The following is a 24,322-nucleotide window of genomic DNA, read 5'->3' as shown; positions in this document are numbered from 1 at the left end:
GCGATGGCTGACAAGACCCCGGACAACCCCGGCGACGACAACCCGACCGGGCGCATCGACCGCCCCGCCACCCCGGCCGATCCCCACACCCCGACGGTCGCCTACAGCGCGAACAACCCGTCGACCAGCCCCCTCGAGGGCCAGCAGGCGCCCGCGGCCGCCGCGCCGGTCGCACCCACCGGCTCGCGTTGGTCGCGTGTCCGTTCGCAGGCCGGCTCCAAGCCCTGGCTGCCGCTGACCGCGGTCGGTGTCGGTGGCGCGCTCATCGGCGCCGTCGTGGTGTCGGCGATCTTCCTCGCCAACCCGGTGGAGCAGAACGTGAACAACGCGTCGTCGTCGAGCGCACTGCCCCGCTCCGGCGGCGATCAGCAGCAGGGCCCCGACGCCTCCGGCGCACCCGCCGCCCCGGGTGAGTCGGGAGCACCCGCGGCGCCCGGTGACGGCTCCGGCCCCGCCGGCAAGGGCGGACCCGCCGGTCCCGACGCCAAGGGCGGCCCGGCAGGCCCCGACGCCAAGGGCGGACCCGACGGCGCCCAGTGCGCACCCGGTGGACCTCCCGCCCCGGGTGGTCCCGACGCCAAGGGCGGCCCCGCCGGGCCGGACGCCAAGGGTGGCCCCGCGGCCCCCGACGCCAAGGGCGGCCCGGCCGGGCCGGACGCCAAGGGTGGTCCCGACGGCAAGGCGCCGACCGACGGTGGGCAGCGCCCGCCGGCACCGAGCGGTGCACCGGCACCTCCCGCCGGTTCCTGACCGACGATCCCCGACCACCGCGGGTGGCGCCCACCGGGCGTCACCCGCGGTCTCGTCGATCCACCGTCATGCTTAGTTAGCGTCACATCTGTTCTGCGGTCGCATCGCGTCCACCCGACGCCCCTAGCGTCACCCCCGCGGGGGTTCGGGGGCGAGCCGAGAGACCAACAGATGTTTGCGCACAACAGAATTCGAACGCTGATCGTGTCCGCTGCGATCGGCTGTGCCGCCGCGGGTGTCATCACCGCACCCGGTGTCGCGGGCGCCACCCCACCGGCGATCCCGTCGGCGGCGACCGCGCGGTCCGAGCTGGCCGACCTGCAGGTCGCCACCGAGAGCTCCATGAGCGGCTACTCGCGAGACCAGTTCCCACACTGGATCGCCCAGTCGGGCACCTGCGACACCCGCGAGACCGTGCTCAAGCGCGACGGCAGCGGCGTCACGACAGGGTCGGACTGCTCCCCGACCGCGGGCACCTGGTACTCGCCCTACGACGGCGTCACCATCGCCGCATCGTCCGGCGTCGACATCGACCACGTGGTCCCCCTCGCCGAGGCCTGGCGCTCGGGTGCGGCGTCGTGGACCACCGCCCGCCGTCAGCAGTTCGCGAACGACCTCACCCACTCGCAACTCATCGCGGTGTCGGCGAGTTCGAATCGGTCGAAGGGCGATCAGGATCCCTCGACCTGGCTGCCGCCGGTGTCGGCATACCGCTGCACCTACGCCCGCATGTGGGTCGGCTCGAAGCACGCATGGGGCCTGAGCCTGCAGTCGTCGGAGAAGTCCGCACTCACCACCCTGCTGAACGGCTGTTGATCATGCCCGGCGACATCGACCCGGGAGAACTCACCTCCATCGTCACCGCGGCACCGGGCGGGGTGATGACCGACGAGGTCGGCGTCATCACCGGCTCGGTCGAGATCGCGTGCCGGTGTGACGCCGGACGGGGCCTGGCCCGCGTGCGCTACCAGGACGCCGGCGAGTGGTACACGATCACCGACGCCGCGCAACCACTCTCGGGGCCCGCCGAACTCCCCGACTTCCACCGCTCGGTCGTCGAACGCTGCTCGACTCCCTGACCCACCCGCCGAGGGGCGACGTACGGTGGGTCACGCCGTGACACGGTGAAGCAGCGCAGACGCCACTCGAGGAGGCCGGCGACCATGAGCGATTTCCCGCACGACAACGAGACCCCCATCGGCGAGACGAAGAAGATCGCCGAGGAGGAAGGCGCGTACGCGGCGTCGCAGGAGCCCGGCGACGCCGACGAGCCGGCCAGGAAACCCGACCACGCCCTGGGCGGTTCCGAGGGGACGACCGACGGAACCTGAGCGGTCGGATCCTGGCACCACCGTCGATCACCGCGCGCTGATCGACGCGCTGCGGCGGGCCGGCTGCGTGTTCGCCGAGGACGAGGCGCGTGTGCTCGCCGACGCGGCCGGGTCGCCCGCCACCGTGCGCGCGTTCCTCGACCGCCGGATCGCGGGCGAGCCGCTGGAACACATCGTCGGCTGGGTCGAGTTCGACGGGCTCCGTATCCGGGTGGGACCCGGTGTGTTCGTGCCCCGACGCCGCACCGAGATGCTCGTCAGCGTCGCGGTGGCGCACCTCGCGCCTGCGTCGGTGTTCGTCGAGATGTGTTGCGGCAGTGCCGCTGTGACGCGGGCCGTCATGGAACGCACTGGCATACGCGCGGTCACGGCCTCCGACATCGATCCCGTCGCGGTCGAGTACGCGAGCACCAACGCCCCCGACGCCCACATCGTCTGCGGTGACCTCTTCGACCCGCTGCCCGGCGACCTCGTGGGCCGCGTCGACGTCATCGTCGCCAACGCCCCGTACGTTCCGGGCCACGCGATCGCGTTCATGCCGCGCGACGCCCGCGACCACGAACCGCGACAGGCACTCGACGGCGGCGACGACGGGCTCGCGATCGCCCGACGCATCGTCGCCGACGCGCCCCGGTGGCTCGCCGACGGCGGCACGCTGGCGATCGAGACGTCCCCCGCGCAGGCCCCGCACCTCGCGGCCGCCTTCGAGCGCGCGGGACTGACCGCCGCCACCGTCACCGACGACGACATCGACGGATGCGCCGTCGTCGGTACGCGTCTTCCTGTCGGTTCTCCTCGACCGGCCGGTCGGTCCGACGTCCATCCGTAGGCTGGACACGACGTCCATCACGCCGCGCCACCGCGCGACGCGCACGACAACGGAGCAATCATGAATCCACGGACCTGCCTGGTCACCGGCGCCACCGGCTACATCGGCGGACGCCTCGCGCCACGGCTCATCGCCGCGGGCCACACCGTGCGCGCACTCGCGCGCACACCGGAGAAGCTCGCCGACGCCCCGTGGGCCGGCGACGACGCGGTGGTCAAGGGCGATCTCTCCGACCGGGACTCCCTCGATCGGGCCTTCGAGGGCGTCGACGTCGTCTACCACCTCGTCCACTCGATGGGCCTGTCCGAGGACTTCATGGCCGAGGAGCGGGAGTCGGCGACCAACGTCGCCAAGGCCGCCCAACACGCGGGCGTCTCGCGGATCGTCTACCTCAGCGGCCTGCACCCGACGGGCAAGAACCTGTCCCAACACCTCACCTCCCGGGTCGAGGTCGGTGAGATCCTCATGGCCTCGGGCATCGAGACGATCGTGCTGCAGGCCGGTGTCGTGATCGGCACGGGCTCGGCGTCGTTCGAACTCATCCGCCACCTCACCGATCGCCTGCCGGTGATGACGACACCGCGCTGGGTGCACAACAAGATCCAACCCATCTCGGTACACGACACGATGCACTACCTCATCGAGGCCGCGACGGCCTCGGTGCCGGAGAGTCGCACCTGGGACATCGGCGGGACCGAGGTGTTCGAGTACGGCGACATGATGCAGATCTACGCCGAGGCCGCCGGGCTGCGTCGCCGCCGGATGATCGTGCTGCCGTATCTGACGCCGTCGATCGCGAGCCGCTGGGTCCGTCTGGTGACCCCGGTGCCGAGCGGCCTGGCCCGCCCCCTGATCGAGTCGCTCGAGTACGACGCCGTGATGGGCGACCACGACATCGACACGGTCATCCCCCGCCCCGAGGGCGGACTGCAGACCTACCGAGCGGCCCTCGACGCCGCGCTCGACCGGGTCCGCCGTGCCGACACCGACAACGACTGGTCGAACGCCGATGCCTCGGTGCCCGCCGCCGAACCCCTTCCGTCGGACCCCACGTGGGCGGGCGAGGACGTGTTCACCGACACCCGCTCACTGTCGAGTTCGGCGTCTCCCGAGGCGGTCTGGGATGTCGTCGAGAGCCTCGGCGGCGAGAACGGCTGGTATTCCCTCGAATCCGCCTGGACCGCACGCGCACTCATCGACTCCGTCGCCGGCGGGCCGGGTGTACGGCGCACCCGCCCCTCGGGCACACCGGAGGTCGGCGACGCGCTCGACTGGTGGCGTGTCGAGGCGGTCGAACCCGGTTCGCTGCTGCGGCTGCGCGCCGAGACGAAGATGCCCGGCACCGCCTGGCTGGAGTTGCGGGTGGTCCCCGACGGCACCGGTTCACGCCTCGAACAGAAGACGATCTTCTACGCCCGCGGCCTCGCCGGACTCGCGCACTGGTACGGGCAATTGCCGTTCCACAAGGTCGTCTTCTCCCGCATGCTGCACAACATCGTCGCGACAGCGGAGTCGCACAGCTGATCTCGGGCTCAGATCTCGACGCCGGGCCGCCTGCGCTCGATGGTCTGCACCACGAGCCGGTAGCCGATCCCGACCGCGACCACCCCGACTCCGATCGCGATGGACGTCGCGGGCAGTGTCGCGACGAGCACCACGCACCCGACCGCGCCGATGATCTGCAGCGCTCGGGGATACCGCCGGTCGTCGCCGCGTTGGGTCCACGCCGCGGCGTTCGCGATCAGGTAGTAGAGCAGCACGCCGAACGACGAGAACCCGATCGCCTCGCGCAGGTCGACGGTCAGCACGAGGACGACGACCACCACGGCGAGTGACACCTCGGCCCGGCGGGGGACCCGGTGTCGGGGCTCGATCCGCGACAGCGCCCGCGGCAGATCACCGTTGCGCGCCATGGCCAACGCGGTGCGGCCGACTCCGGCGATGAGGGCCAGCAACGCTCCGAGGGCCGCGAGCGCGGCACCGATCCGGACCGGTGTCGCCCATCCGTCGCCTCCGCCCGCCGTCGCCAGGTCGACCAGCGGCGACTGGCTCGAGGCGAGGTCGTCGACACCCAGTACGGCCAGGGCGGCGATCCCCACGGCGACGTACACGACGAGGGTGATCGCCAGCGCGGTGACGATGGCGCGAGGGATCGCCCGCCGCGGGTCGCCGACCTCCTCGCCGAGCGTCGCGATGCGGGCGTAACCGGCGAAGGCGAAGAACACCAGCCCGGCCGACTGGGCGATGCCGTACCAGCCGTGACCGAGCAGATCACCGGTCAGATTCGAGGTGTCGGGACCACCGCCGGCGACCCCGACGACCACCACCGCGACGAGGACCGCCAGCACCGCCACGACGATCACCTTGGTGGCGGTGGCCGTACGGGTCACGCCGAAACAGTTCACGGTGGCCAGAGCGACTACCGCGGCGGCAGCAACCCAGGGTGCGGCACCGGCCGGGACGGCATAGGTCGCGCACGTGAGGGCCATCGCCGCACAGCTCGCCGTCTTGCCGATCACGAACGTCCACCCCGCGAGGAAACCGGCCCACTCCCCCAGCCGCTCGCGGCCGTAGAGGTAGGTACCGCCCGACTGCGGGTACTGCGCGGCGAGCTGGGCCGACGACGTCGCGTTGCAGAACGCCACCACTGCCGCGATCGCCAGACCGATCAGCAGCCCCGATCCGGCGACGGACGCGGCGGGGGCGAACACCGCGAAGATCCCGGCGCCGATCATCGACCCGAGACCGATCACGATCGCGTCACCCGTGCCGAGTCGACGGGCCAATCCGGCGGCAGGAACCTGCGGTGCAGACGACTCCGCCCCGGTCACGTCGATCTCAGATCGCGTGCCGGGGCGGGTCGGTGTTCGGGTCCGGGCGGCCGGGTCAGGCGCCCAGGGCCGGGCCGAGCGTGGAGAACCACGACTCGTGCAGCCGGTTCTGCCAGTCGTCCCAGAAATGGACGCCCTGCGGCGTGATGTGCACGACGGGGTTCACGCCGTTGCGGCGCAGCGTGTCGACGTACTGCACGCTCGCGATCGAGGCGGCGACCTCGAGCGGCACGAGCTGGGCGAACTTCACGGGATCGGTGACGGGGTCGATGTTCGAGCCGCCCGAGCCGGAGGAGACGTAGACGCGCTTGCCACGCAGCTTGCCGGCGTTGAGCGCCGGGTCGTTGGCGAGCCACTCGCCGCCGGGCCACACGCCCCACATGTTGTTCACGTCGCCGCCGACCTGGCCTACGGCCACGCCGATGCCCTGCGCGAAGCCGGGCTCGCTGGCTACGGGGTAGCCACTGTAGGAGGCCACACCGCGGTACATGCTCGGGTGGCGGGTGGCGAGGTTGAGCGCGCTGGTGCCGCTCATGGACAGACCGGCGATGGCGTTGCGGCCGGCCGGGCTGCCGAAGTTCTTGGCCATGTAGGCCGGGAGCTCACGGGTGAGGAAGGTCTCCCACTTGTTGAGGCCCAGGCCCGGGTCGCGACGCTCCCAGTCGGTGTAGAAGCTGCCCGCGCCGCCGAACGGCAGGACCACGTTGACGTTCTTGCCCGCGAAGAACCGGACGATGTCGGTGTTGATGAGCCAACCGTTGTCGTTGTTCGGGGCGCGCAGGCCGTCGAGCAGGTACAGGGTGGGCGCGCCCTGCTTGCGGTTGAGGATCTGCACCGGGATGGTGCGCTGCATCGCTGCGGAGTACACGGAGTTCGAGGCAGGTCGCGCCTGAGCGGGCGCCGTGGTGACGACGGTGGCGAACCCCGCAATGGATGCGGTTGCCAGAACGCCGGCCAACAGGCGGGTTCGGAGGCTGCGAATCGACATCGAATCTGGTCCTTAGGTTCTCGCGAGGCGGTAGACCCCAGCACAGTAACAGCCGGATAACGGGTCGGCAGAATCGCTGGTCTGCGATCGGACATATCGCTTTTACGATTCGATTACTTAGTACTACGCAACTAATATCCTTGCTCATGACCTCCGTTCACACCGCTGCCACCGGCACCGGCAGCGCGGTCGACGTCTACACCGCGCTCGCCCGTATCTCCCGGACCCTCCGCCACGAGGCCGGATCGGGTTCGCTCACCCTCGGCTCCACGTCGGCGCTGTGGGTGCTGGTGTCGAGCCCGCCGATGCGCCTGTCGGAACTGGCGGCACGTGAACGGGTCACCGCGCCGACGATGTCGCGGATCGTGAGCGGGCTCGAACGCGACGGGATGGTGGCCCGCACCGCCGACCCGCTCGACGGCCGGGCCAGCCTGATCACCGCGACCGATGCGGCGATCGAGCTCATCACCTCCACCACCTCACGCCGCGCGCGGTTGATGGAGGAGGCGCTCTCCCGCCTGTCCGACGACGACCGCGCCGCCGCCGAGCGGTCCATCGCACTGCTCGCGGAGTCGTTGATCGAGACCGTGCGGTCCCGACCCGACTGACGTCCGGCCGCGCAATCCCGCGCCACCACCGCTTCGTTCGCCCACCGCGAGAGATCCGAGGAAGCCATGACCCGCAGTTCCACACCCGTACTCGAGAAGGGTGCCGCGCCCGAACCCTCGGGACGCCGTCGCATCCGCTCGCTCGAGGAGCTCGGTCCGCACTACAAGTGGATCGCGCTGTCCAACACCACGTTGGGGATGCTGATCGCCACGATCAACTCGTCCATCGTGCTCATCGCACTGCCCGACATCTTCAAGGGCATCAAGCTCAACCCGCTCGAGCCCGACAACACCAGCTACCTGCTGTGGATGATGATGGGCTTCCTCGTCGTCACCGCGGTGCTCGTCGTCAGCTTCGGCCGCCTCGGCGACATGTTCGGCCGGGCACGCATGTACAACATCGGGTTCCTGGTCTTCACCGTCTCGTCGGTGTTCCTCGCCGCCACATGGTTCGACGGCAGCAAGGCCGCCATCTGGCTGATCTTCTGGCGCGTGATCCAGGGTGTGGGCGGCGCGTTCCTCATGGCGAACTCGTCGGCGATCCTCACCGACGCCTTCCCGCAGCATCAGCGCGGTCTGGCGTTGGGCATCAACGGCGTCGCCGCGATCTCGGGGTCGTTCCTCGGCCTGCTCATCGGCGGGATCCTGGCGCCGATCGACTGGAACCTCATCTTCCTGGTGTCGGTCCCCTTCGGTCTCGTCGGGACCGTCTGGGCCTACATGAAGTTGCACGACACCGGTATTCGCCAGAAGGCGACGATGGACTGGTGGGGCAACATCACCTTCGCGGTCGGCCTGGTCGCGATCCTGGTGGGGATCACCTACGGCATCCAGCCCTACGGCTCGTCGAACATGGGCTGGATGAGCCCGATGGTGTTGAGCTGCCTCATCGGTGGACTCGTGGTGCTCGCGGCGTTCGCGGTGATCGAGACCAGGGTGTCGAACCCGCTGTTCAACCTGTCGCTGTTCAGGAACCACTCGTTCCTGTACGGCAACATCGCCAACCTCATGGCGTCGATCGGTCGCGGTGGACTGCAGTTCATCCTCATCATCTGGTTGCAGGGGATCTGGTTGCCGCAGCACGGGTACGACTACACCCGCACCCCGCTGTGGGCGGGCATCTACATGGTGCCGATGACCATCGGCTTCCTGCTGTCCGCGCCGGTGTCGGGGTACCTGTCGGACAAGGTCGGCACCAAGTGGTTCACCACGACCGGCCTGTTCGTCACCGCAGCGACGTTCTTCGCGCTCATCGTGATCCCGGTCGACTTCAGCTACTGGGCCTTCGCGGTCATCCTGCTGATCAACGGCATCGGCATGGGTCTGTTCTCCTCGCCCAACCGAGCCGAGGTGATGAACAGCCTGCCCGCCAACGCACGGGGATCCGGCGCAGGCATGATGACGACGTTCCAGAACGCGGCGATGGTGCTGTCGATCGGCCTGTTCTTCAGCCTCATGATCGCCGGCCTGTCGAGCGATCTCCCGTCGGCGATGCACGGCGGCCTCGTCGCCAACGGTGTCTCGCAGACGGACGCGAACGCGGTGGCGAGCCTGCCGACCGTCGGGATCCTGTTCGCGGCGTTCCTCGGGTACAACCCGATCAAGGAGCTCGTGGGTCCGCACCTGTCGACGCTGTCGCAGACGAACCAGGACACGCTCACCGGCCTGAAGTTCTTCCCGCACCTCATCTCCGAGCCCTTCTCCAACGGACTGTCTGCGGCGTTCACCTTCGCGATCGTCTGCTGCATCCTCGGGGGGATCGCGTCACTGTTCACCGGCGGCAAGGGCGCTGAGGCAGCGTCCGACGAGCCGCACGAGTCGGTGGGCGAGGAGCTCGCGAGCGTCGGCTTCAACGGCGTCGCCTCCCGCGAGGCCGAGCACGCGGAGTACGACGAGTACGCACGCCGCTGACCGGACTCGTAACCAGGGGTCTTGACTTTCCTGGTTGGAAAGTAGAAGCTACTTTCCAACCAGGAAAGAGGTTTCTCATGAACGACATCGACCCCGAACAGGCTCGCGCAGCGCTCGATTCGGTCGGACAGGCGCGTGATCACGTGGCCGACGAGATCGGCCTCCCCCGCGCCTACTGGTGGGTTCTCGCCGCGGCATGGATCGCTCTCGGCGTGATCGGCGCCTACGGCCCGGCCTGGGTGGCGACGGTCGGGACCATCGCGTTCGGCGTCGGCCACTCGATCGCCGCCTCGCGCCTGCTCGAGGGACGGCGTCGCACCGCGAAGTTGCAGGTGAGCCGCGAGGTCGCCGATCGACGCGTGCCCGTGGTCGTCGTGGCGATGCTGCTCGCGCTGGTGGGTCTCACGGTCGTCGCCGCGCTGGCCCTCGACGCCGACGGAGCCGACCATCCGCAGCTGTGGGCGGCGGTGATCGTCGCGGCGGTGGTCGGTTTCGGCGGGCCCGAGATCCTGCGCACGCTGCGGCGCCGGCTGGGCGCATGACGCTCGCGCGCTTCGACGAACTCATCCACCCCAGCACGCGCCTCACGTTGATGGCGACGTTGGCCGCCGCCGACTGGGTGGAGTTCGCCTATCTCCGCGATCGACTGTCGATGTCGGATTCGGCTCTGTCCAAACAGCTCTCGACGCTGGAGGGCGCGGGCTACGTCGCGACCGAACGGCCCACCACCGGGTCACGCCGCACGGTGCGTGCCCGCATCACCGACGACGGGCGCACCGCGTTCGACGGTCACGTCGCCGCGCTGCAGGCGATCGTGGGCGGGGCGAGCTGAACGGTAGGCCTACGGAAAACTGCCCCGAGACCGCGCATCGAGGGGAATGTTCCCTCGGAGCGTCGTCTCGGGGCAGTTTTCAGCAGCGGTCGGCGATCACTCGACGCCGACGGTGACCTCGGTCGACTTGATCAGTGCGGTCGCGGCCTGCCCGACGGTGAGTCCGAGCTCCTCGACGGCCTCCTTGGTGATCGACGAGACCACCGTCTGCCCGCCCGGCTCGAGCGCGATCTTCACCGTCGCCATGACCGAGCCCAGCGTCACCTCGGTGATGACGCCGGTCAGCTGGTTGCGCGTGGACAGTCTCATCGGTGACGTTTCCTCTCGTGGCGGGCGAGCCACGAAACCGCAGCTCACAGCGGCAACCTAACAACCATCGGTCGGCCTCCGCCACCACGTCCGCTCGCGCGGGCACCGCGGTGTGCGGTGACCGCATCTGCGAGGTCACGCCGCACGTTTTGACCACGACTCGTCGGTCGCGCAGCATGGTCTCATCTGTGGTTACCCGTGGGTAACCGCGCGCCACCTCGAGGAGAATCATGCGCAGGACCCTGTACGGACCCGACCACGTCGCCTTCGGCGAATCGGCCCAGGAATTCGTCGACCGCTACGTCACGCCGCGGCACGAGTCGATCATCGAACAGCGCTACATCGACCGCGAGATCTGGAAGCGCGCCGGTGAATCCGGCTTCCTCGGCCTCGAGGTCCCCGAGACCTACGGCGGCTCCGAGGCCGGCGACTACCGGTTCAACGCGATGTTCACCGAGGTTCTCTCGGGCGTCAGCGCCGCGCTGCCCTCGGCGTTCGGCATCCACGTCGACATCGTCGCGCCGTACCTCACCCAGCTGACCACCGACGAGCAGCGACAGCGGTGGCTGCCCGGGTTCTGCACCGGCGACATCGTCACCGCGATCGCGATGACCGAGCCCGCCGCCGGATCCGACCTGGCCGGGATCAAGACCACCGCCCGCCAGGAGGGCACCGACTGGGTCATCAACGGCTCCAAGACCTTCATCACCAACGGCTACAACGCCGATCTCGTGGTCGCCGCGGTGAAGACCTCGCCGGACAAGAAGGCCAAGGGCATCACCATGTTCGCGATCGAGAAGGGCATGCCCGGCTTCGAGCGGGGTCGCAAGCTCGACAAGGTCGGTCAGCCCGAGTCCGACACCGCCGAACTGTTCTTCTCCGATGTCCGCGTGCCGGCCGAGAACGTGATCGGTGAGGTCGACCGCGGGTTCGTCCACATGATGACGTTCCTGCCGCAGGAACGCCTCAACTGCGCGGTGTCGAACCTGGCGCACGCGAAGGCGTTGTTCGGCGAGACCCTCGCCTACGTCAGCGAGCGCAAGGCCTTCGGCCAGGCCGTCGGTTCGTTCCAGTTCAACAAGTTCACGATCGCCGAGATGGCCACGAAGATCGACGTCACGCAGGCGTTCGTCGATGCGTGCGTCAGTGCCCACGCCGACGGCGAGCTCTCGGCCCCCGACGCGGCCAAGGCCAAGTGGTGGACCGCGGAGATCCAGAACGCCGTCCTCGACACCTGCCTGCAGCTGCACGGCGGCTACGGGTTCATGAACGAGTACCGGATCGCCCAGGCATGGAAGGACGCCCGCGTCACCAAGATCTGGGCCGGCTCGAACGAGATCATGAAGGAGATCATCGGCCGCGATCTCGGCCTGTAGCCCGTGCCGGTAGCGTCCCTCGAAGGGGCCCGACCACACGAGGAGACATTGGTGTCCGTTCTCGACATGTTCCGACTCGACGGCAAGGTCGTCATCGTCACCGGCGCGTCCGCCGGTCTCGGTGTCGCGTTCGCGAAGGCGTCGGCCGAGGCCGGTGCGTCGGTGGTCCTTGCTGCCCGCCGGGTGGAGAAGCTCGCGGAGACGAAGTCGATGGTCGAATCGGCCGGCGCGAAGGCGCTGACCGTGGCCACCGACGTCGCCGAACCCGAGGCGTGCGCCGCGCTCGTCGACGCCGCGATGGCGGAGTTCGGTCAGGTCGACGTGCTGATCAACAACGCCGGCGTGGGTACCGCGGTGCCCGCGACGCGCGAGACGGTCGAGCAGTTCCGCTCGGTCATCGACATCAACCTCAACGGCTCGTACTGGACGGCGCAGGCCGCGGGCCGGGTGATGGCACCGGGCAGCTCCGTGATCAACATCGCGAGCATCCTCGGCATCACCACCGCGGGGTTGCCGCAGGCCGCCTACGCCGCCAGCAAGGCCGGGGTCATCGGTCTCACGCGCGACCTCGCGCAGCAGTGGGGAAGCCGAAAGGGCATCCGCGTCAACGCGATCGCACCGGGCTTCTTCGCCTCGGAGATGACCGACCAGTACCACGACGGTTACCTCGAATCGCAGCAACCGCGCCAGCTGCTGGGCCGAACCGGGGATCCCGCCGAGCTCGCCGCCACCGCGGTCTGGCTCGCCTCACCCGCCGGCGGATACGTCACCGGCCAGACGATCGTCGTCGACGGCGGCGTGTCGATCACCTAGCGCACCAGGCCATGTCGACGAACGACCCCGGCGGCCTGCCCGACTGGACACGCCCCGACGGATACAAGAGCGGCGGCGCGCCGTCGTCACGGCGACGCAGGCGGTGGCCGTGGATCGCCGTCGCGGCGATCGGCGCGGTCGTAGCGGTCGGTCTCATCGCCCCCGACGACACCAAGCAGTCGTCGGATCAGGCCGCCGCCGTGGTCGCGACGCCCTCGGGCACCGTCACCGAATCGAGTTCTGCGCCGGGGAGTTCCGCCCCGCCGAGCACGACCTCCGAACCGCCCGCACCGGCGCCGACGAGCGCGGCCGCCATCGGCTCGAACACCCAGGCCCAGGCCGCGCTGACACAGCTCGACGGGTTGGCAGTGAAGGGTCGCGCACCCAAGACCGGCTACAGCCGAACGCAATTCGGCCAGGCGTGGAGCGACGACGTCGATGTCGACGGCGGCCGCAACGGCTGCGACACCCGCAACGACATCCTGCGTCGCGATCTCACCGGCATCACCGTGCGGCCGGGCACCCGCGGATGTGTGGTCCTGACCGGGACGCTCGCCGATCCCTACACGGGTACGTCGGTCGCCTTCACCCGCGGCGCGCAGACCTCCGACGCGGTCCAGATCGACCACGTGGTCGCCCTCAGCGACGCCTGGCAGAAGGGCGCCCAACAGCTCTCGCCCGAGAAGCGTCGCGACCTCGCCAACGATCCCCGCAACCTGCAGGCCACCGACGGTCCGACCAACCAGCGCAAAGGTGACGGTGACGCCGCCACCTGGTTGCCGCCCGCCCGAGCGTTCCGCTGCACGTACGTGAGCCGCCAGGTGCAGGTGAAGTCGCTGTACGGGCTCTGGGTCACCCAGGCCGAGAAAGACGCCATCACCCGGGTGCTCACCTCGTGTGGCGCCGTCTCCGCGCCGCCCCCCGTGCCGCAGAACGACACCGCGACCCGAACCCAGACTCCTGTGCCCCGGCCCGCTCCGCGCTACACACCTCCGCCGGCCGCGCCCGTCGTCCCCGACGGGGGTGACGTCTACTACCGGAACTGTGCGGCCGCTAGGGCTGCCGGTGCCGCGCCCATCCGTGCGGGCGAACCCGGTTACCGGGCGGGATTGGACGGAGACGGCGACGGGACGGCCTGCGACCGAGGCTGACGCGACGCTGTCCGACATCGGTTCGGCGTCGGTGGCCCGTGCCAGGATGGAATCCGTGACCTCTGCCGGATCGACGCACGCTCTCTGGCGTCCCGGTGTCGGGTTGTCGCTGTGGTTCACCGATCCTGACGGGGCACCCACCGCCGCCCCCGACCAGGCGACGATCCCCGCGCCGGTCGCCGAGATCGTCTCGGGGCGCACCCTGCGTCGCACCATCACCGTGCACGGTCCCGGAGAGGGCACCGCACGTCAGGTGGCGTCGTTGACGTTGGGTCCCGCGGCGGCCACCGACCTCCTCGACGCACCCGGTCTGCCCGCGTCCGGCGAACTCGCCTACTACGCGTACCTCGCTGCGTCGGTACGGCGTTTCGTCTCGGCCGGGTCGGTGACGCCGGCGCTGTCGTGGTCGGTGGGCAGCTGGTCGACCCGATGGGCGCCCCTGCCCGGTATCGCCTGGCGTGCCTGGTTGTCGAGCGCGGTCTCCGCGGCGCCGCCGGTCCTGATCGCGAACGGCGGCGCCGAATCGGTTCTCGACTTCTGTCGCGAGATCACCGATCACGAGTGCCGGCGCCGCTGTGAAGGTCTGTCGCACGGCGTGTTCCGATCACCTCTGGTGCGTTCTCTGCTGCCCGGAACCGACGACGATCTCCCGATGTCGTCCGATCGCGCGTCGGCGGCGTCCACCGCGTGGCAGGAGTGGGCCGACGGGGTGCGCGAGAACGAGAGCGCATTGGTGCTCCGACTCCACGAGCCCGAGTATCCCGACGACGACGACCCGTACACCGTCGCCGACGACCGCTGGCGGCTGCAGGTGTGTCGCCGCACCGACGACGGCCTCGACGTGCCCATCGATCTGCACCGTCTCGGCCCGCACGAACTCGACGAGGTGACCACCGAGATCGCCGGTGCGGTGCGGGCATTCGCCGGATTGTCGCGGGCCGGGCACGATCGCGCCACCCTCGACTTCCTGCTCGACACCGAGCTGGTCACCGAGCTCCTCGACACCGGCGCCGAGCATCTCGCGCGCGCAGGCATCGTGGTGCTGCTGCCCCGCACCCTGGCCGCGGTCACCCCGACGCTGTCGCTGCGGGGACGTCCCGGGGTCGGGGCGACTGTCGAACGGTCGGTCATGGTGGGTCTGTCGGAGATCCGGGACTTCCAGTGGCAGTTGGCGATCGGCGAGGACGTCCTCGACGACGGCGATCTCGCGTCGCTCGCCGAACAGAAGGGAAGTCTCGTCCGCGTCCGCGGCGTCTGGATCCGCGCCGAGGGGTCGGCACTGAGCCGGGCCGCGGAGTTCATCACGACACAGCGCGCACTGGCCGCCTCGGGCGACCCCGTCGACATGGGTGAGCTGTTCGGACTGGTGACCGGCGGCGCCGACCGTCTGGGCGTCGCGGTGACGAGCGTGTCGGGCCTGTCATGGCTCGACGAGGTCGCGGCCGGCGGCACACTGACCCCCGATCCGCTCGCGGCGCCGGCTTCGCTGGCCGCCGACCTCCGCCCGTATCAGCATCGGGGGATGGAGTGGCTGGCCCACCTCGCGTCGCTCGGGATCGGTGCCGTCCTCGCCGACGACATGGGTCTGGGCAAGACCGTCCAGGTCATAGCCCTGCTGTGCAGCGAGCGCGAGGCGTCCAGTGAGGAGGCGGGTACGGAACGACCGGGACCGACGCTGATCGTCTGCCCGATGTCGGTGGTGGGCAACTGGGAACGTGAGATCGCGCGTTTCGCACCGCATCTGCGCGTGATGGTCCACCACGGCCCCGGCCGCTCACGGCGCGACCCGTTCACCGCCGCCGCGCGCGACGCCGACGTCACCATCACCACCTTCGCGATCGCCACCCGCGACGCCGAGTCGTTGCAGACGGTGTCGTGGCGCCACGTCGTGGTCGACGAGGCGCAACACATCAAGAACGTCGCCACCGCGGCATCGCGCGCGGTCCGGAGCATCGGCGCGCAGCACCGCATCGCGCTCACCGGGACACCCGTCGAGAACCGGCTCGAAGATCTGCGTGCGGTGATCGATCTCGTCAACCCCGGACTTCTCGGATCGCCGTCGGTGTTCAAGGCACGCTTCGCCGAATCCATCGAGCGCGAACGTGATCCGCAGGCCGCGCGGCGGCTGAACGCCATCACCTCGCCGTTCATCCTGCGTCGAGTGAAGACCGACCCCACCATCATCGCCGACCTCCCCGAGAAGACCGAGCTGACCGTGCGCGCCAACCTGACGGTCGAGCAGGCGGCGCTCTACCGCGCCGTCACCGACGACCTGATGCAGGCACTCGGCCGCGAGCAGTCGACGGTATCGGGCAACGAAGGTCACCGCGTGCGAACGGTTCTCGCCGCGCTGACCAGGCTGAAGCAGGTGTGCAACCACCCCGCGCATTTCCTCGGCGACGGCTCGGCGCTGGTGCGACGCAACACCCACCGATCGGGCAAGCTCGAGCTACTGGGCGACATCCTCGAGAACATCGTCGCCGACGGCGAGCGTGCCCTGATCTTCACCCAGTTCACGGCCTTCGGAGAGATGCTCGCGCCGTGGCTGTCGAAGGTGTGCGGCGACGACGTGTCGTTCCTGCACGGCGGACTCTCGCGCACGGCGCGCGACCGGATGGTCGCCGAGTTCCAGGATGCGGCAGGTCCTCCGGTGCTGATGGCGTCACTCAAGGCGGGCGGTACCGGACTCAACCTCACCGCCGCGAATCATGTTGTGCACCTGGATCGGTGGTGGAACCCCGCGGTCGAGGCGCAGGCCACCGACCGCGCCTACCGCATCGGACAGACCAGGCGCGTCGAGGTGCGGACGTTCGTGTGCGTCGGGACGATCGAGGAACGCATCGATGCGATGATCACCGACAAACGTGCCCTCTCCGACCTCACCGTCACCGCCGGGGAGAGCTGGCTCGGCCAGATCGACGACGATCAGCTCTTCGATCTCATGCGTCTGCGCGACGAGGCGGTCGGCGAATGAGCCGCCGGAAGAAGGACGCGCCCGTCCGTGGGTACGGGCTCACGGCGTGGTCGCGGGCGGTACTCGCGGTGATCGACCGGCCCGAGGACACCCGTCGGGTCGGCAAGGCGCGCACCTACTTCCGCGAACGCACGATCCTCGACGTCCGGGTGCGCCCCGGCCTCGTCACCGCACTGGTGCAGGGCAGCCAGGTCGAACCGTTCGAGACATCGCTGACGATGCGGACGGTCGAACCCGACACCGTGGTCGCGCTGCTGCGGGAGAAGGACGCCACGAACGACCTGCTCGCCGTCGCGCGCGGCGAGCAGCCGCGCATCCTCGGGTCGCTGGTGCTGCCGACCGAGCCGGCCGATGTCCGCGGCGACTGCACCTGTCCCGACGACGAGCCGCGATGCATCCACGTGTTGGCGCTCGGGTACGAGATGGCCGCCCAGATCGACAAGACGCCGTCGGTCGCGCTGACCATGATGGGCGCCGAGATCGCGACGCTGCTCGCTCACCTCCGTGACGACACCGAGGAGCCGGCCCGACCGGCCCGCGTCCGCGCACCCGAGGTCGTCGACTTCTACGGAGCGGCGTTCGCGCCACCGCCCCTGCCGAGCCCGCCGTCGATCGACGTGTTCGCCGATCTCGATGTCGCAGGGCTCCATCGGGCGCTGCGCATGTCCGGTGTCGGGTCCCTCGACATCGGTGAGGTCACCGACGAGCTCGCCGAGCTCTACGCCCGCCTCATCCGCACCCCACCGCAGCCGAGCACCTAGACGCGCCAGTTGGGCCGTCGTTTCCGCCAGTTGGGCCGTCGTTCGCATCAGTTGGGCCGTCGTTTCCGCCAGTTGGGCCGACGTTCGCCCTCGCCGAGTGCGCGGCGCGGTCGTCACATGGCGGTGTAGGCAGAACTCACGCCCACCCCGCTCGTCTCGACTCAGCCGCGGTCCTCAACGGCCCATCGGATGAGAACAAGGGCCCAAACGGCGGGAACAAGGGCCCAACTGGCGGGAACGACGGCCCAACTGGCGGGGTCAGGTGAGGAGGCGGGCGGCCCGGGCAGCGGCACGTCCGCCCGAGACGAGGGCTCCCTGGATCGACGGGGTGTCGCGGTGGTCGCCGGCGAGCACGAGGCGTTCTCCCAGCCGCAGGGGTCGCCGCAACGGTGTGCCGGCCGCCTGGGCGGGCAGGGCGCGACGGACGTCATGCCGTGTGATGACCCGCCACGACGCGGTGCTGGTACCCCAGAGCCGATCGAGCTCGGTGCGCACCTGCGATTCCGCCGCGGGCCCGTCGTCGTCGAGAAGGGTCGTCGCCTGCACCAGCGTCGTGCCCGGCGGCGCGTATCCCGGTGCGATGGAACTCATCTCGGCGGTGTTGACCACGACACCGCCGACACCCGAGACGCGCAGGAAGGTGTCGGAGGCGAGACCGTCGGCCTCGAACCACCACGTCGACAGTCCGCGCATCGGTGAGGTGGGTGTGCTGGTCAATCCCGCTGCGTCGACCGCATCGGTGGCGACCACCACCACGCGTGATCGGACGATCGCACCGTCGGCGGTCCGGACCGAGGGCTCGGTGCCGTCGTCGATCTCCTCGACGCGGGTCGAGTAGTCGATCGCGACGCCGGCGGTACGGGCGAGCTGTTCGGGGAACGCCTGCATGCCGGTGTTCGGCACGCCCGGTGTCGCCAGGAGAAAGCTGCGGAGGACGAGCCGGACGTAGCGGTCGGAGGTGTCCCCGACGCCGTCGGCGAGGACACCACTGAGGAACGGCGCCAGCAGTGCGTCACGCAACGGTCCCCGCAGACCGAGCCGATCCCAGTCGTCGGCGAGGGCCGCATCGGGGGCGCCGGCCAGCCGACGGACCGGTCCGATGGCGGGCAGCGCCCACCGCACGGCGCCGGCGACGGCCCGGGGACGTAGCAGGCCGACGCCGAACGCCGACCGCACCGTCTCGGGGAGCAACCGGGGGTGGCGGGTCGGATCGGCGACCGTCCAGGCTCGGGCCGACTCGTCGACGATGCGAACACCCCGACCGGCGACACGCAGATCGAGCGCACCGACGTCGACATGCCGCTTCACCGCGGGGTACGAGGGGTTGAGCAGCTGGAATCCACGATCGCACCGAAAGCCGTCGATCACGTCGGTCCGGATGCGGCCGCCGGGTTCCGCCTCCGCCTCGAGCACGCGGACAGAGAATCCCCGCAGCCGCAGGGCCGCGGCACACCGCAATCCTGCGATCCCCGCACCCACCACGATCACGTCCGCATCGATGTCGCTCATGCCTCATCGATACCACCCGACCGTGCACGGGCCGTGCTGTCGGCGTCAGCTCGTGGCGATGAGGCGCTCCAACTGTTCGAGGCTGCGTCCGGCATACCCGCGCCACAGCCGGCCGAACGCGACGACGGCAGGTCGCAGGAGCGCCGACCTCGGATGGATGGTCCACGACCAGGTGACGGTCGTGGCGCCGGGGCCGGCGTCGTCGAACCGCCACAGCCCGTCGATGTGGTCGATGAGGGGGGCCATGGCGCCGGTGACCCCCGAGAGTCGGTAGGCGAACGACGCGGGGTCGTCGACCGAGGTCAGCTCCTCCTGCATCGACCCACCTCCGGTGAGGAACACGGTGCGTCGCCGGCCGGCGGTGGTCCACGGGCCGGTCTGGTCGCGCACCTCGCGTATCGGCGGGATGGGGCCGTACCAGCGGTCGAACAGCACCGGCAGCTCGATCGGGATGGTGGATGTGAACGCCGTCGACGGGGGCACCGGGATGCGACGGGAGTGGTGGACGAGGACCGGTGTCATGCGGGACATCATCGTCTGATCCGCGCGTCGGCGCGTTGGTGTTCGAGCACGGCGAGCAGTTCCTGGTAGGGGCCGACGACGAAGGCGTCGTCACCCGACGCGAACTTCGTGCCCCGGCGCGGCGGGTACTCGAGGTCGCCCGACCCACCCTCGCCGGAGGCGCGACGGATCGCGATCACGCGGGTGTTGGCCGACAACTCGCGCATCTCGACCCCGACGAGCCCGCCGTCGGCCCGGATCCGCACCCGACCGACCATGAACGACGTCGACTGCACCGAGAAGGTCCCGAGGATCTCCAGGCCCAGTGCCGCGCCGATGAACCAGGGCGCGGCCAGTTCCGCGGTCGATCGGACGTGGCGGAACCCGAATCGCGCGGCGACGGCGTCTCCCATCCCGCGGTCGAACACCCGCAGCACCACCGGGACGCTGCGGCCGGGGCCGTCGGCGAAACGGTCACCGAGCGCACCGCGGACCGCGATGCCGGTCTCGATGTTGATGACGTCGTCGCTGGTGAGCACGGCGACGGCGGCCGCGCGGTGGACGCGCGCGTCGGAGAGTGTCTCGGCGACGGTGGCGTCGCCCACGATGACCGGGATCCCGGCCTTCGCGGCGGCGGAGAGAAAGCGGTTCGACGAGGACCGTTCGATGACCACCACATCGCGCCCCCGCGACCGCAGTTCGCGGGCGACGCGGATGCCGAACGCGCCCAGGCCGATCACCACGACGTGCCCGGTCATGAACCGCGCGCGTCGCCGCCCCGCGGCCTCGGCAATGCGTCGGGAGATGAGCAGTTCGGCGAGGAACGCCATGATCATCGCGGTGGTGGTGAGGCCCGCGAACATGAGGATGATCGACCAGATACGCAGGGCCGGTGGTTGATCGGCGAAGTTGAAGTCGCCGTACCCCACCGTGGCGACGGTCTCGGTGCTGAAGTAGACGGCGTCGAGGACGCTCATGCCCGGTTTCTGGTAGCCCAGACGTAGCACCGTGGTCGACAGGGCGAGGAGGAAGAACAACACGCCGATCATGCGGAAGAAGTTGGGGTTGGCGTCCTCCCGGAAGCCGCGGATCGCCGCCCGCACCCGCTGCGGCCGCGAGGGGCGACGGGCGGGTGCCACGGGGGTCTCGTCGTCGGCGGCCGCGATGCCGTGTGCGGCGAGCTCGTCGGTGGTCCCGAGCAGTGTCACGACGTCCCCGGCGAGAACGGGGTGATCGCGACCCGGGCACAGCACGGTGGTCGGGCCCGTGGTCTGCGACATCGCCGATGTGTGGGTCGACACCGCCAGCGGCGCGAGGTCGCCGAATCGCTCGCGGAGGGTGCCCGCCTGCCGCACGGTGACGGTGGCGGCCACGAAATCGATTCCTGCGGCGTCGATGTGGTGGTCGCCGATGCCCAGGCAGGCCTCGATCACCGAGGGCGCGGCGAGATCGGCGACGTCGAGCACCGCTCCCGGCGTCGACCCGTCGTCCATGGCCCCCGCGACCGTGGAGTTCGACAGCTGGGTGATCACGCGGACGTCGGCGCGCAATTGACCTGCCACCAGCGCGGTCTCGAGGTTGTGCAGCTCGTTCTCCTCGACGCACACCACCGCGACAGCGTCGGCGATCCCGGCGTCGAGGAGTGCGTCGGCCACGCCGACGACGGCGGTGTGCACGGTGATCCCCCACCGGGCGACAGCCGCGTCGAGGGCCGGGTCGGCGGTGCGCACCACGACGACGACCTGTTCCCCGGCGTCGAGGAACCCGTCGATGATGGGCACCGCGATACCGGCGAAGCCGCAGACGATCACGTGCCCGGACGGCGGCGAGGCGCTCTCGGGGGTGGCCGCCTCACGCCTCGGTTGCAGCTGCGCCACGTGTCCACCTCCGCCGTCACTCCTGGTGGGGTGACCTTACGACGGCAGGCGGGTGGTCAGCGCGGTGTAGACGACGATTGCGCTCTCATGCCAGGGAGGACGGCAGGTCGAGCACGTGGGTGAACGCCAACAGCGACGGGTCGTGGCGCCAGAGGAAGGTCGCCGCGGCGCGCGAGAGGGCGAGCGAGTCGCAGCGCCACGGTGCGATGTCGGCGCAGCAGGCCCGGCCGGTCAGCACGAGGGTGTGCAGGCGCGGGGTGGCGGTGGGTTCGGTGTCGCAGTGGGTCAGCAGGTGTCGGTCGCGGGTGGCGGCCAGGGCGCCGAAGGTGAACCCGGTGAGCTCGGACGCCTCGAGGGCCGACCGCAGATCATCGGTGACGGCGTAGAGGTTGCGGGTCGCGACGACCGCGGTCGTGATCGGGTACTCGATGGCGACATGCCCCGAGAGGGCGCGCGGCGGGTTGTGAGTGCGGTCCCACGACGCGGTGAGCAGGCGGATCGGAGCCGGCGGACGGAGCCGGAAGTGTCGCGGCCCGTCGGCGGCGGCGAGGGATCGATGGATGTCAGACGAGACCGGGTTCGACGAGACCGGGTTCGACGAGACTGGCGGGGCGACCGAGGATGTCATGTCTCATGGGTACGCCCGCGACACGATGTCCGGCAGTCGTCGCCGCGTAAAGAATCGGCGGTCCCCGTCAAGAATCCGCAAAGCCCTCAGCTGTCGCGGGCGAGGTCCAGGGTGTCGAGGTCGCGGATGGCCGCACACGCGCGGCGCACCATGGTCGCGAACATCTCGTCGCCCCGCGGGGACCGGGTGCCGTACGCGCAGCCGAACACCGAGACGAGCGGCCCCTGGATCATGGCGTACCGGTAGTCGTCCCAGCATTCGTCGCGAGGGTGGTCGGTGACGCCGTGACCGAGGAGGGCCTGGTGGTAGGCGTCGACCAGATCGGCCTCCGCCGCACGGCGCGCATCGGGTTCGAGGGCGGTGCCGACGAAGAACGCGAGATCGCGCGCGGGCAGGCCGATCCCGACGGTCTGCCAGTCGACGGCGAGTACCTCGGTGTCCCCGTCGTCGAACATGAGGTTGTCGAGCCGATGGTCACCGTGGATGAGCGCGAATCGTTCCGACCGCGCGAGACTCCACCGCTCGATGACATCGCCGACCTCGCGGAGGGTGGCGACGTCGGGCGCGGTGAGCTGCTCACCCACCGCCTCGAGGAACAGGTCGACCGTCGACGGGTACAGCTCGGCGAGCATCGACGCCTCCGCGGGCCCGTTCACGGCGAGCGCGGGGACGTCCGGGGCGGTGGGGGTGAGCAGGGTCGGGTCGCACCATCGCGGGCCGTGGAGTCCGGCGAGGTTGCGTACCGCGACGAGTGCCGCGGCGGTGGAGCAGCCTGCGATCTGATCGCCCTGGTGGTGGGCGTGCAGATCGGTCAGCAGCAGGGTGAACTCACCGCCGGTGTCGTTCATGATCGCGAGATGGCAGGCGGGAACGGCGATCTCGACGGTGCCGGCGAGGTGGGCGTAGAAGCGGACCTCGGCGGCGTAGGCGCCGGCGAGCATCTCGCGGGCTGCGGGATCGGCGGCAGGGAGTTTCGCGACCACGGCGTCGGGCACGACACCCGCGTCGACGCCGGGACCGGTCATCGTGACGCGGTGGCACGACGCGATCTGCCCGGTCCCGATGCGTTCGGCGGTCACGGTCTCGACCGGTGCGCCGAAGACGTCCGAGAGCCATCGCGGCGTCATGTCGTCGACGTCGGTGACGAGCTCGACGGTCACCGCAGGCGCCCCGGGTTGGCGACGGCGCGGGCGCATCGCTCGGGCGCGAGCGTCGACCACGCCGGCAGCAGCGGTGCGATCTCGGCCGGGGTGGCTCCGTGCAGGATCACGCTGTCGACGCCGGCGTCGAACTGGTCGAGGATCCGTCGGGCACAGTGTGCCGTCGAACCGGTGGCCGCCGCGGACGTCCACTCTGCAGGCAGCAGCGCGGTGAGATGGGCGATGTCGTCGGGTGTGGCGTCGGCGTCGAACGCTCCGCGGAAGGCCTGCACGCGTTCGTCGGCGCGGAAGTCGGCCAACCGCTGCCGATCCCAGCCGTTGGTGCGCACCAGGAGGTCGCCGTAGCCCTGCAGGTAGGTGGCGAGCCGCCCGACGATGCGTCGGGTGCGGTCGGGTTCGGGCACCCAGTCGCCGACGGTGGCGAGCACCGACCAGATCCGGATCGCGCCGGGGTCACGGCCGGCGCGCAGAGCGGCGTCGCGGATCACGCGCACCTGGCGCGCGACGGTGTCGTCGGTCAGGAAGGTGTGCAGGACGACACCGTCGGCGATCTGCCCGGCGAGGCGCAGGGTCGCGTCACCGATGGCGACGAGCACGATCGGGATCTCCTCGTTCGCGTCGATCTGCAACCGCAGGAACGGGAATCGGCCGGCGGGGCCGTCGTGATCGACGATCGACTCCCCGCGCCACAACCGGCGCAGCAGCTCGACGGCGTCGACGATCTGCGCGGAGGTGATGCGTGGGATGTTCATGAGGTCGAACAGCACGTCGAAACCTCGGCCGAGTCCGAGTGCGAACCGCCCCTGGCTCATCCGGTGGGCGGTGACCGCCATCGTCGCGGTCACCAGCAGGTGCCGGGTGTTGTGGTTGGTGGCGGCGGTCGCCACGCCGACCCGCTCGCTCGACGCGGCCGCCGCCCCGGTCAGCACCCCGGCGTCCTTCGTCGAGTAGCGCTCGGAGAGGAACACCGAGCCGAGGCCGAGAGCGTCGGCGGTGCGCACCTCGTCGACGAGGTCCCGCGGGGAGTCGGTGTGTCCGGCGAGTCCGTAGAAGCCCAGTTCGGCGTGCTGCGGCCGGGCCTGCTCCATGGGCATCGGCTGTCTCCGTCCTCGTCGCGGCCGTCTCACCCAGCTGACCGGCGGACACCCGACTGGACAGCAGTCTAACGGGGCAGCGTTGCCCC

At 70.2% G+C, this 24,322-nt stretch carries 24 protein-coding genes; 15 read left to right on the top strand and 9 right to left on the bottom strand.

The window, feature by feature from the left end; genetic code table 11:
• The first annotated feature begins 3 nt into the window (after positions 1-3).
• From ACQ7HM_RS06205 to ACQ7HM_RS06180, 6 genes are all read left to right on the top strand, one after another.
• A complete protein-coding gene (locus ACQ7HM_RS06205) occupies positions 4-750 on the top strand; it encodes a hypothetical protein (protein ID WP_434215331.1) in 747 nt (248 codons plus the stop codon).
• Positions 751-954: 204 nt separating this feature from the next.
• Positions 955-1,566: an HNH endonuclease family protein gene (locus ACQ7HM_RS06200; protein ID WP_434215330.1), complete on the top strand. Its 612-nt coding sequence runs from the start codon at positions 955-957 to the stop codon at positions 1,564-1,566.
• A gap of 2 nt (positions 1,567-1,568) precedes the next feature.
• Positions 1,569-1,829: a hypothetical protein gene (locus tag ACQ7HM_RS06195; RefSeq protein WP_434215329.1), complete on the top strand. Its 261-nt coding sequence runs from the start codon at positions 1,569-1,571 to the stop codon at positions 1,827-1,829.
• A gap of 84 nt (positions 1,830-1,913) precedes the next feature.
• On the top strand, positions 1,914-2,081 hold the full coding sequence (locus ACQ7HM_RS06190; protein ID WP_434215328.1) for a hypothetical protein: 168 nt from the start codon (positions 1,914-1,916) through the stop codon (positions 2,079-2,081).
• Positions 2,082-2,118: 37 nt separating this feature from the next.
• A complete protein-coding gene (locus ACQ7HM_RS06185; protein ID WP_434215645.1) occupies positions 2,119-2,910 on the top strand; it encodes a putative protein N(5)-glutamine methyltransferase in 792 nt (263 codons plus the stop codon).
• 60 nt (positions 2,911-2,970) lie between these two features.
• Positions 2,971-4,434, top strand: coding sequence for an SDR family oxidoreductase (locus ACQ7HM_RS06180; protein ID WP_434215327.1), 1,464 nt, complete (start codon positions 2,971-2,973; stop codon positions 4,432-4,434).
• Positions 4,435-4,442: 8 nt separating this feature from the next.
• On the opposite strand, the gene ACQ7HM_RS06175 is transcribed toward ACQ7HM_RS06180, so the two are convergent.
• Together ACQ7HM_RS06175 and ACQ7HM_RS06170 are read right to left on the bottom strand one after the other, a co-directional pair.
• Positions 4,443-5,741, bottom strand: coding sequence for an APC family permease (locus tag ACQ7HM_RS06175; RefSeq protein WP_434215326.1), 1,299 nt, complete (start codon positions 5,739-5,741; stop codon positions 4,443-4,445).
• A 55-nt stretch (positions 5,742-5,796) separates the two neighbouring features.
• Entirely contained in the window at positions 5,797-6,729 is a 933-nt protein-coding gene (locus tag ACQ7HM_RS06170) for an alpha/beta hydrolase (RefSeq protein ID WP_434215325.1), read from the bottom strand.
• 146 nt (positions 6,730-6,875) lie between these two features.
• Between ACQ7HM_RS06170 and ACQ7HM_RS06165 the strand changes: the two genes are divergently transcribed.
• From ACQ7HM_RS06165 to ACQ7HM_RS06150, 4 genes are all read left to right on the top strand, one after another.
• On the top strand, positions 6,876-7,337 hold the full coding sequence (locus tag ACQ7HM_RS06165) for a MarR family winged helix-turn-helix transcriptional regulator (protein WP_434215324.1): 462 nt from the start codon (positions 6,876-6,878) through the stop codon (positions 7,335-7,337).
• A 66-nt stretch (positions 7,338-7,403) separates the two neighbouring features.
• Positions 7,404-9,248, top strand: coding sequence for an MFS transporter (locus ACQ7HM_RS06160; RefSeq protein WP_434215323.1), 1,845 nt, complete (start codon positions 7,404-7,406; stop codon positions 9,246-9,248).
• Between the two features lie 77 nt (positions 9,249-9,325).
• Positions 9,326-9,790: a hypothetical protein gene (locus ACQ7HM_RS06155; protein WP_434215322.1), complete on the top strand. Its 465-nt coding sequence runs from the start codon at positions 9,326-9,328 to the stop codon at positions 9,788-9,790.
• Entirely contained in the window at positions 9,787-10,080 is a 294-nt protein-coding gene (locus tag ACQ7HM_RS06150) for a transcriptional regulator (RefSeq protein ID WP_434215321.1), read from the top strand. Before ACQ7HM_RS06155 ends, ACQ7HM_RS06150 begins: the two co-directional genes overlap by 4 nt.
• 96 nt (positions 10,081-10,176) lie before the next feature.
• Here the strand turns inward: ACQ7HM_RS06150 and ACQ7HM_RS06145 are convergent, their stop codons facing one another.
• Positions 10,177-10,389 (bottom strand): TOBE domain-containing protein, encoded by a 213-nt coding sequence (locus ACQ7HM_RS06145; protein ID WP_434215320.1) that lies wholly within the window; start codon positions 10,387-10,389, stop codon positions 10,177-10,179.
• A gap of 230 nt (positions 10,390-10,619) precedes the next feature.
• Here ACQ7HM_RS06145 and ACQ7HM_RS06140 point away from each other — a divergent pair, with 230 nt between their 5' ends.
• Genes ACQ7HM_RS06140 through ACQ7HM_RS06120 form a run of 5 tightly spaced genes read left to right on the top strand, consistent with a single transcriptional unit; the run spans position 10,620 to position 17,464 of the window.
• The gene (locus tag ACQ7HM_RS06140) at positions 10,620-11,765 is read left to right on the top strand and encodes an acyl-CoA dehydrogenase family protein (protein ID WP_434215319.1); all 1,146 of its coding nucleotides are present in this window, start codon (positions 10,620-10,622) and stop codon (positions 11,763-11,765) included.
• Between the two features lie 51 nt (positions 11,766-11,816).
• Positions 11,817-12,578, top strand: coding sequence for an SDR family NAD(P)-dependent oxidoreductase (locus ACQ7HM_RS06135; protein ID WP_434215318.1), 762 nt, complete (start codon positions 11,817-11,819; stop codon positions 12,576-12,578).
• Between the two features lie 11 nt (positions 12,579-12,589).
• Positions 12,590-13,729, top strand: coding sequence for a GmrSD restriction endonuclease domain-containing protein (locus tag ACQ7HM_RS06130; protein WP_434215317.1), 1,140 nt, complete (start codon positions 12,590-12,592; stop codon positions 13,727-13,729).
• A 46-nt stretch (positions 13,730-13,775) separates the two neighbouring features.
• Positions 13,776-16,703, top strand: coding sequence for a DEAD/DEAH box helicase (locus ACQ7HM_RS06125; RefSeq protein WP_434215316.1), 2,928 nt, complete (start codon positions 13,776-13,778; stop codon positions 16,701-16,703).
• Positions 16,700-17,464: a hypothetical protein gene (locus tag ACQ7HM_RS06120; RefSeq protein WP_434215315.1), complete on the top strand. Its 765-nt coding sequence runs from the start codon at positions 16,700-16,702 to the stop codon at positions 17,462-17,464. The genes ACQ7HM_RS06125 and ACQ7HM_RS06120 overlap by 4 nt, the downstream gene beginning before the upstream one ends.
• A 258-nt stretch (positions 17,465-17,722) precedes the next feature.
• Here ACQ7HM_RS06120 and ACQ7HM_RS06115 read toward each other — a convergent pair whose 3' ends face one another.
• From ACQ7HM_RS06115 to ACQ7HM_RS06090, 6 genes are all read right to left on the bottom strand, one after another.
• Complete coding sequence (locus ACQ7HM_RS06115) at positions 17,723-18,973, bottom strand: FAD-dependent oxidoreductase (protein WP_434215314.1); 1,251 nt, start codon at positions 18,971-18,973, stop codon at positions 17,723-17,725.
• A 45-nt stretch (positions 18,974-19,018) separates the two neighbouring features.
• On the bottom strand, positions 19,019-19,495 hold the full coding sequence (locus ACQ7HM_RS06110; protein ID WP_434215313.1) for an SRPBCC family protein: 477 nt from the start codon (positions 19,493-19,495) through the stop codon (positions 19,019-19,021).
• A gap of 8 nt (positions 19,496-19,503) precedes the next feature.
• A complete protein-coding gene (locus ACQ7HM_RS06105; protein ID WP_434215312.1) occupies positions 19,504-21,351 on the bottom strand; it encodes an NAD-binding protein in 1,848 nt (615 codons plus the stop codon).
• A gap of 85 nt (positions 21,352-21,436) precedes the next feature.
• Entirely contained in the window at positions 21,437-21,979 is a 543-nt protein-coding gene (locus ACQ7HM_RS06100; protein ID WP_434215311.1) for a hypothetical protein, read from the bottom strand.
• Positions 21,980-22,065: 86 nt separating this feature from the next.
• Complete coding sequence (locus ACQ7HM_RS06095) at positions 22,066-23,139, bottom strand: phosphotransferase family protein (protein WP_434215310.1); 1,074 nt, start codon at positions 23,137-23,139, stop codon at positions 22,066-22,068.
• Entirely contained in the window at positions 23,136-24,233 is a 1,098-nt protein-coding gene (locus ACQ7HM_RS06090) for a TIGR03857 family LLM class F420-dependent oxidoreductase (RefSeq protein ID WP_434215309.1), read from the bottom strand. Before ACQ7HM_RS06090 ends, ACQ7HM_RS06095 begins: the two co-directional genes overlap by 4 nt.
• Positions 24,234-24,322: the final 89 nt, after the last annotated feature.

Origin of the sequence: Williamsia sp. MIQD14, from assembly GCF_051025635.1 — a bacterium.
Classification (GTDB): domain Bacteria; phylum Actinomycetota; class Actinomycetes; order Mycobacteriales; family Mycobacteriaceae; genus Williamsia_A.
This window is presented reverse-complemented; position numbering and strand designations above follow the sequence as displayed.

Bases quoted from the DNA above. Each gene is read 5' to 3' on its own strand.
- ACQ7HM_RS06125 (WP_434215316.1), top strand. From the start codon at position 13,776: ATGGAATCCGTGACCTCTGCCGGATCGACGCACGCTCTCTGGCGTCCC.
- ACQ7HM_RS06130 (WP_434215317.1), top strand. From the start codon at position 12,590: ATGTCGACGAACGACCCCGGCGGCCTGCCCGACTGGACACGCCCCGAC.
- ACQ7HM_RS06120 (WP_434215315.1), top strand. From the start codon at position 16,700: ATGAGCCGCCGGAAGAAGGACGCGCCCGTCCGTGGGTACGGGCTCACG.
- ACQ7HM_RS06145 (WP_434215320.1), bottom strand. From the start codon at position 10,389: ATGAGACTGTCCACGCGCAACCAGCTGACCGGCGTCATCACCGAGGTG.
- ACQ7HM_RS06170 (WP_434215325.1), bottom strand. From the start codon at position 6,729: ATGTCGATTCGCAGCCTCCGAACCCGCCTGTTGGCCGGCGTTCTGGCA.
- ACQ7HM_RS06195 (WP_434215329.1), top strand. From the start codon at position 1,569: ATGCCCGGCGACATCGACCCGGGAGAACTCACCTCCATCGTCACCGCG.
- ACQ7HM_RS06115 (WP_434215314.1), bottom strand. From the start codon at position 18,973: ATGAGCGACATCGATGCGGACGTGATCGTGGTGGGTGCGGGGATCGCA.
- ACQ7HM_RS06155 (WP_434215322.1), top strand. From the start codon at position 9,326: ATGAACGACATCGACCCCGAACAGGCTCGCGCAGCGCTCGATTCGGTC.
- ACQ7HM_RS06140 (WP_434215319.1), top strand. From the start codon at position 10,620: ATGCGCAGGACCCTGTACGGACCCGACCACGTCGCCTTCGGCGAATCG.
- ACQ7HM_RS06090 (WP_434215309.1), bottom strand. From the start codon at position 24,233: ATGCCCATGGAGCAGGCCCGGCCGCAGCACGCCGAACTGGGCTTCTAC.
- ACQ7HM_RS06165 (WP_434215324.1), top strand. From the start codon at position 6,876: ATGACCTCCGTTCACACCGCTGCCACCGGCACCGGCAGCGCGGTCGAC.
- ACQ7HM_RS06190 (WP_434215328.1), top strand. From the start codon at position 1,914: ATGAGCGATTTCCCGCACGACAACGAGACCCCCATCGGCGAGACGAAG.
- ACQ7HM_RS06100 (WP_434215311.1), bottom strand. From the start codon at position 21,979: ATGACATCCTCGGTCGCCCCGCCAGTCTCGTCGAACCCGGTCTCGTCG.
- ACQ7HM_RS06150 (WP_434215321.1), top strand. From the start codon at position 9,787: ATGACGCTCGCGCGCTTCGACGAACTCATCCACCCCAGCACGCGCCTC.
- ACQ7HM_RS06205 (WP_434215331.1), top strand. From the start codon at position 4: ATGGCTGACAAGACCCCGGACAACCCCGGCGACGACAACCCGACCGGG.
- ACQ7HM_RS06180 (WP_434215327.1), top strand. From the start codon at position 2,971: ATGAATCCACGGACCTGCCTGGTCACCGGCGCCACCGGCTACATCGGC.
- ACQ7HM_RS06160 (WP_434215323.1), top strand. From the start codon at position 7,404: ATGACCCGCAGTTCCACACCCGTACTCGAGAAGGGTGCCGCGCCCGAA.
- ACQ7HM_RS06110 (WP_434215313.1), bottom strand. From the start codon at position 19,495: ATGACACCGGTCCTCGTCCACCACTCCCGTCGCATCCCGGTGCCCCCG.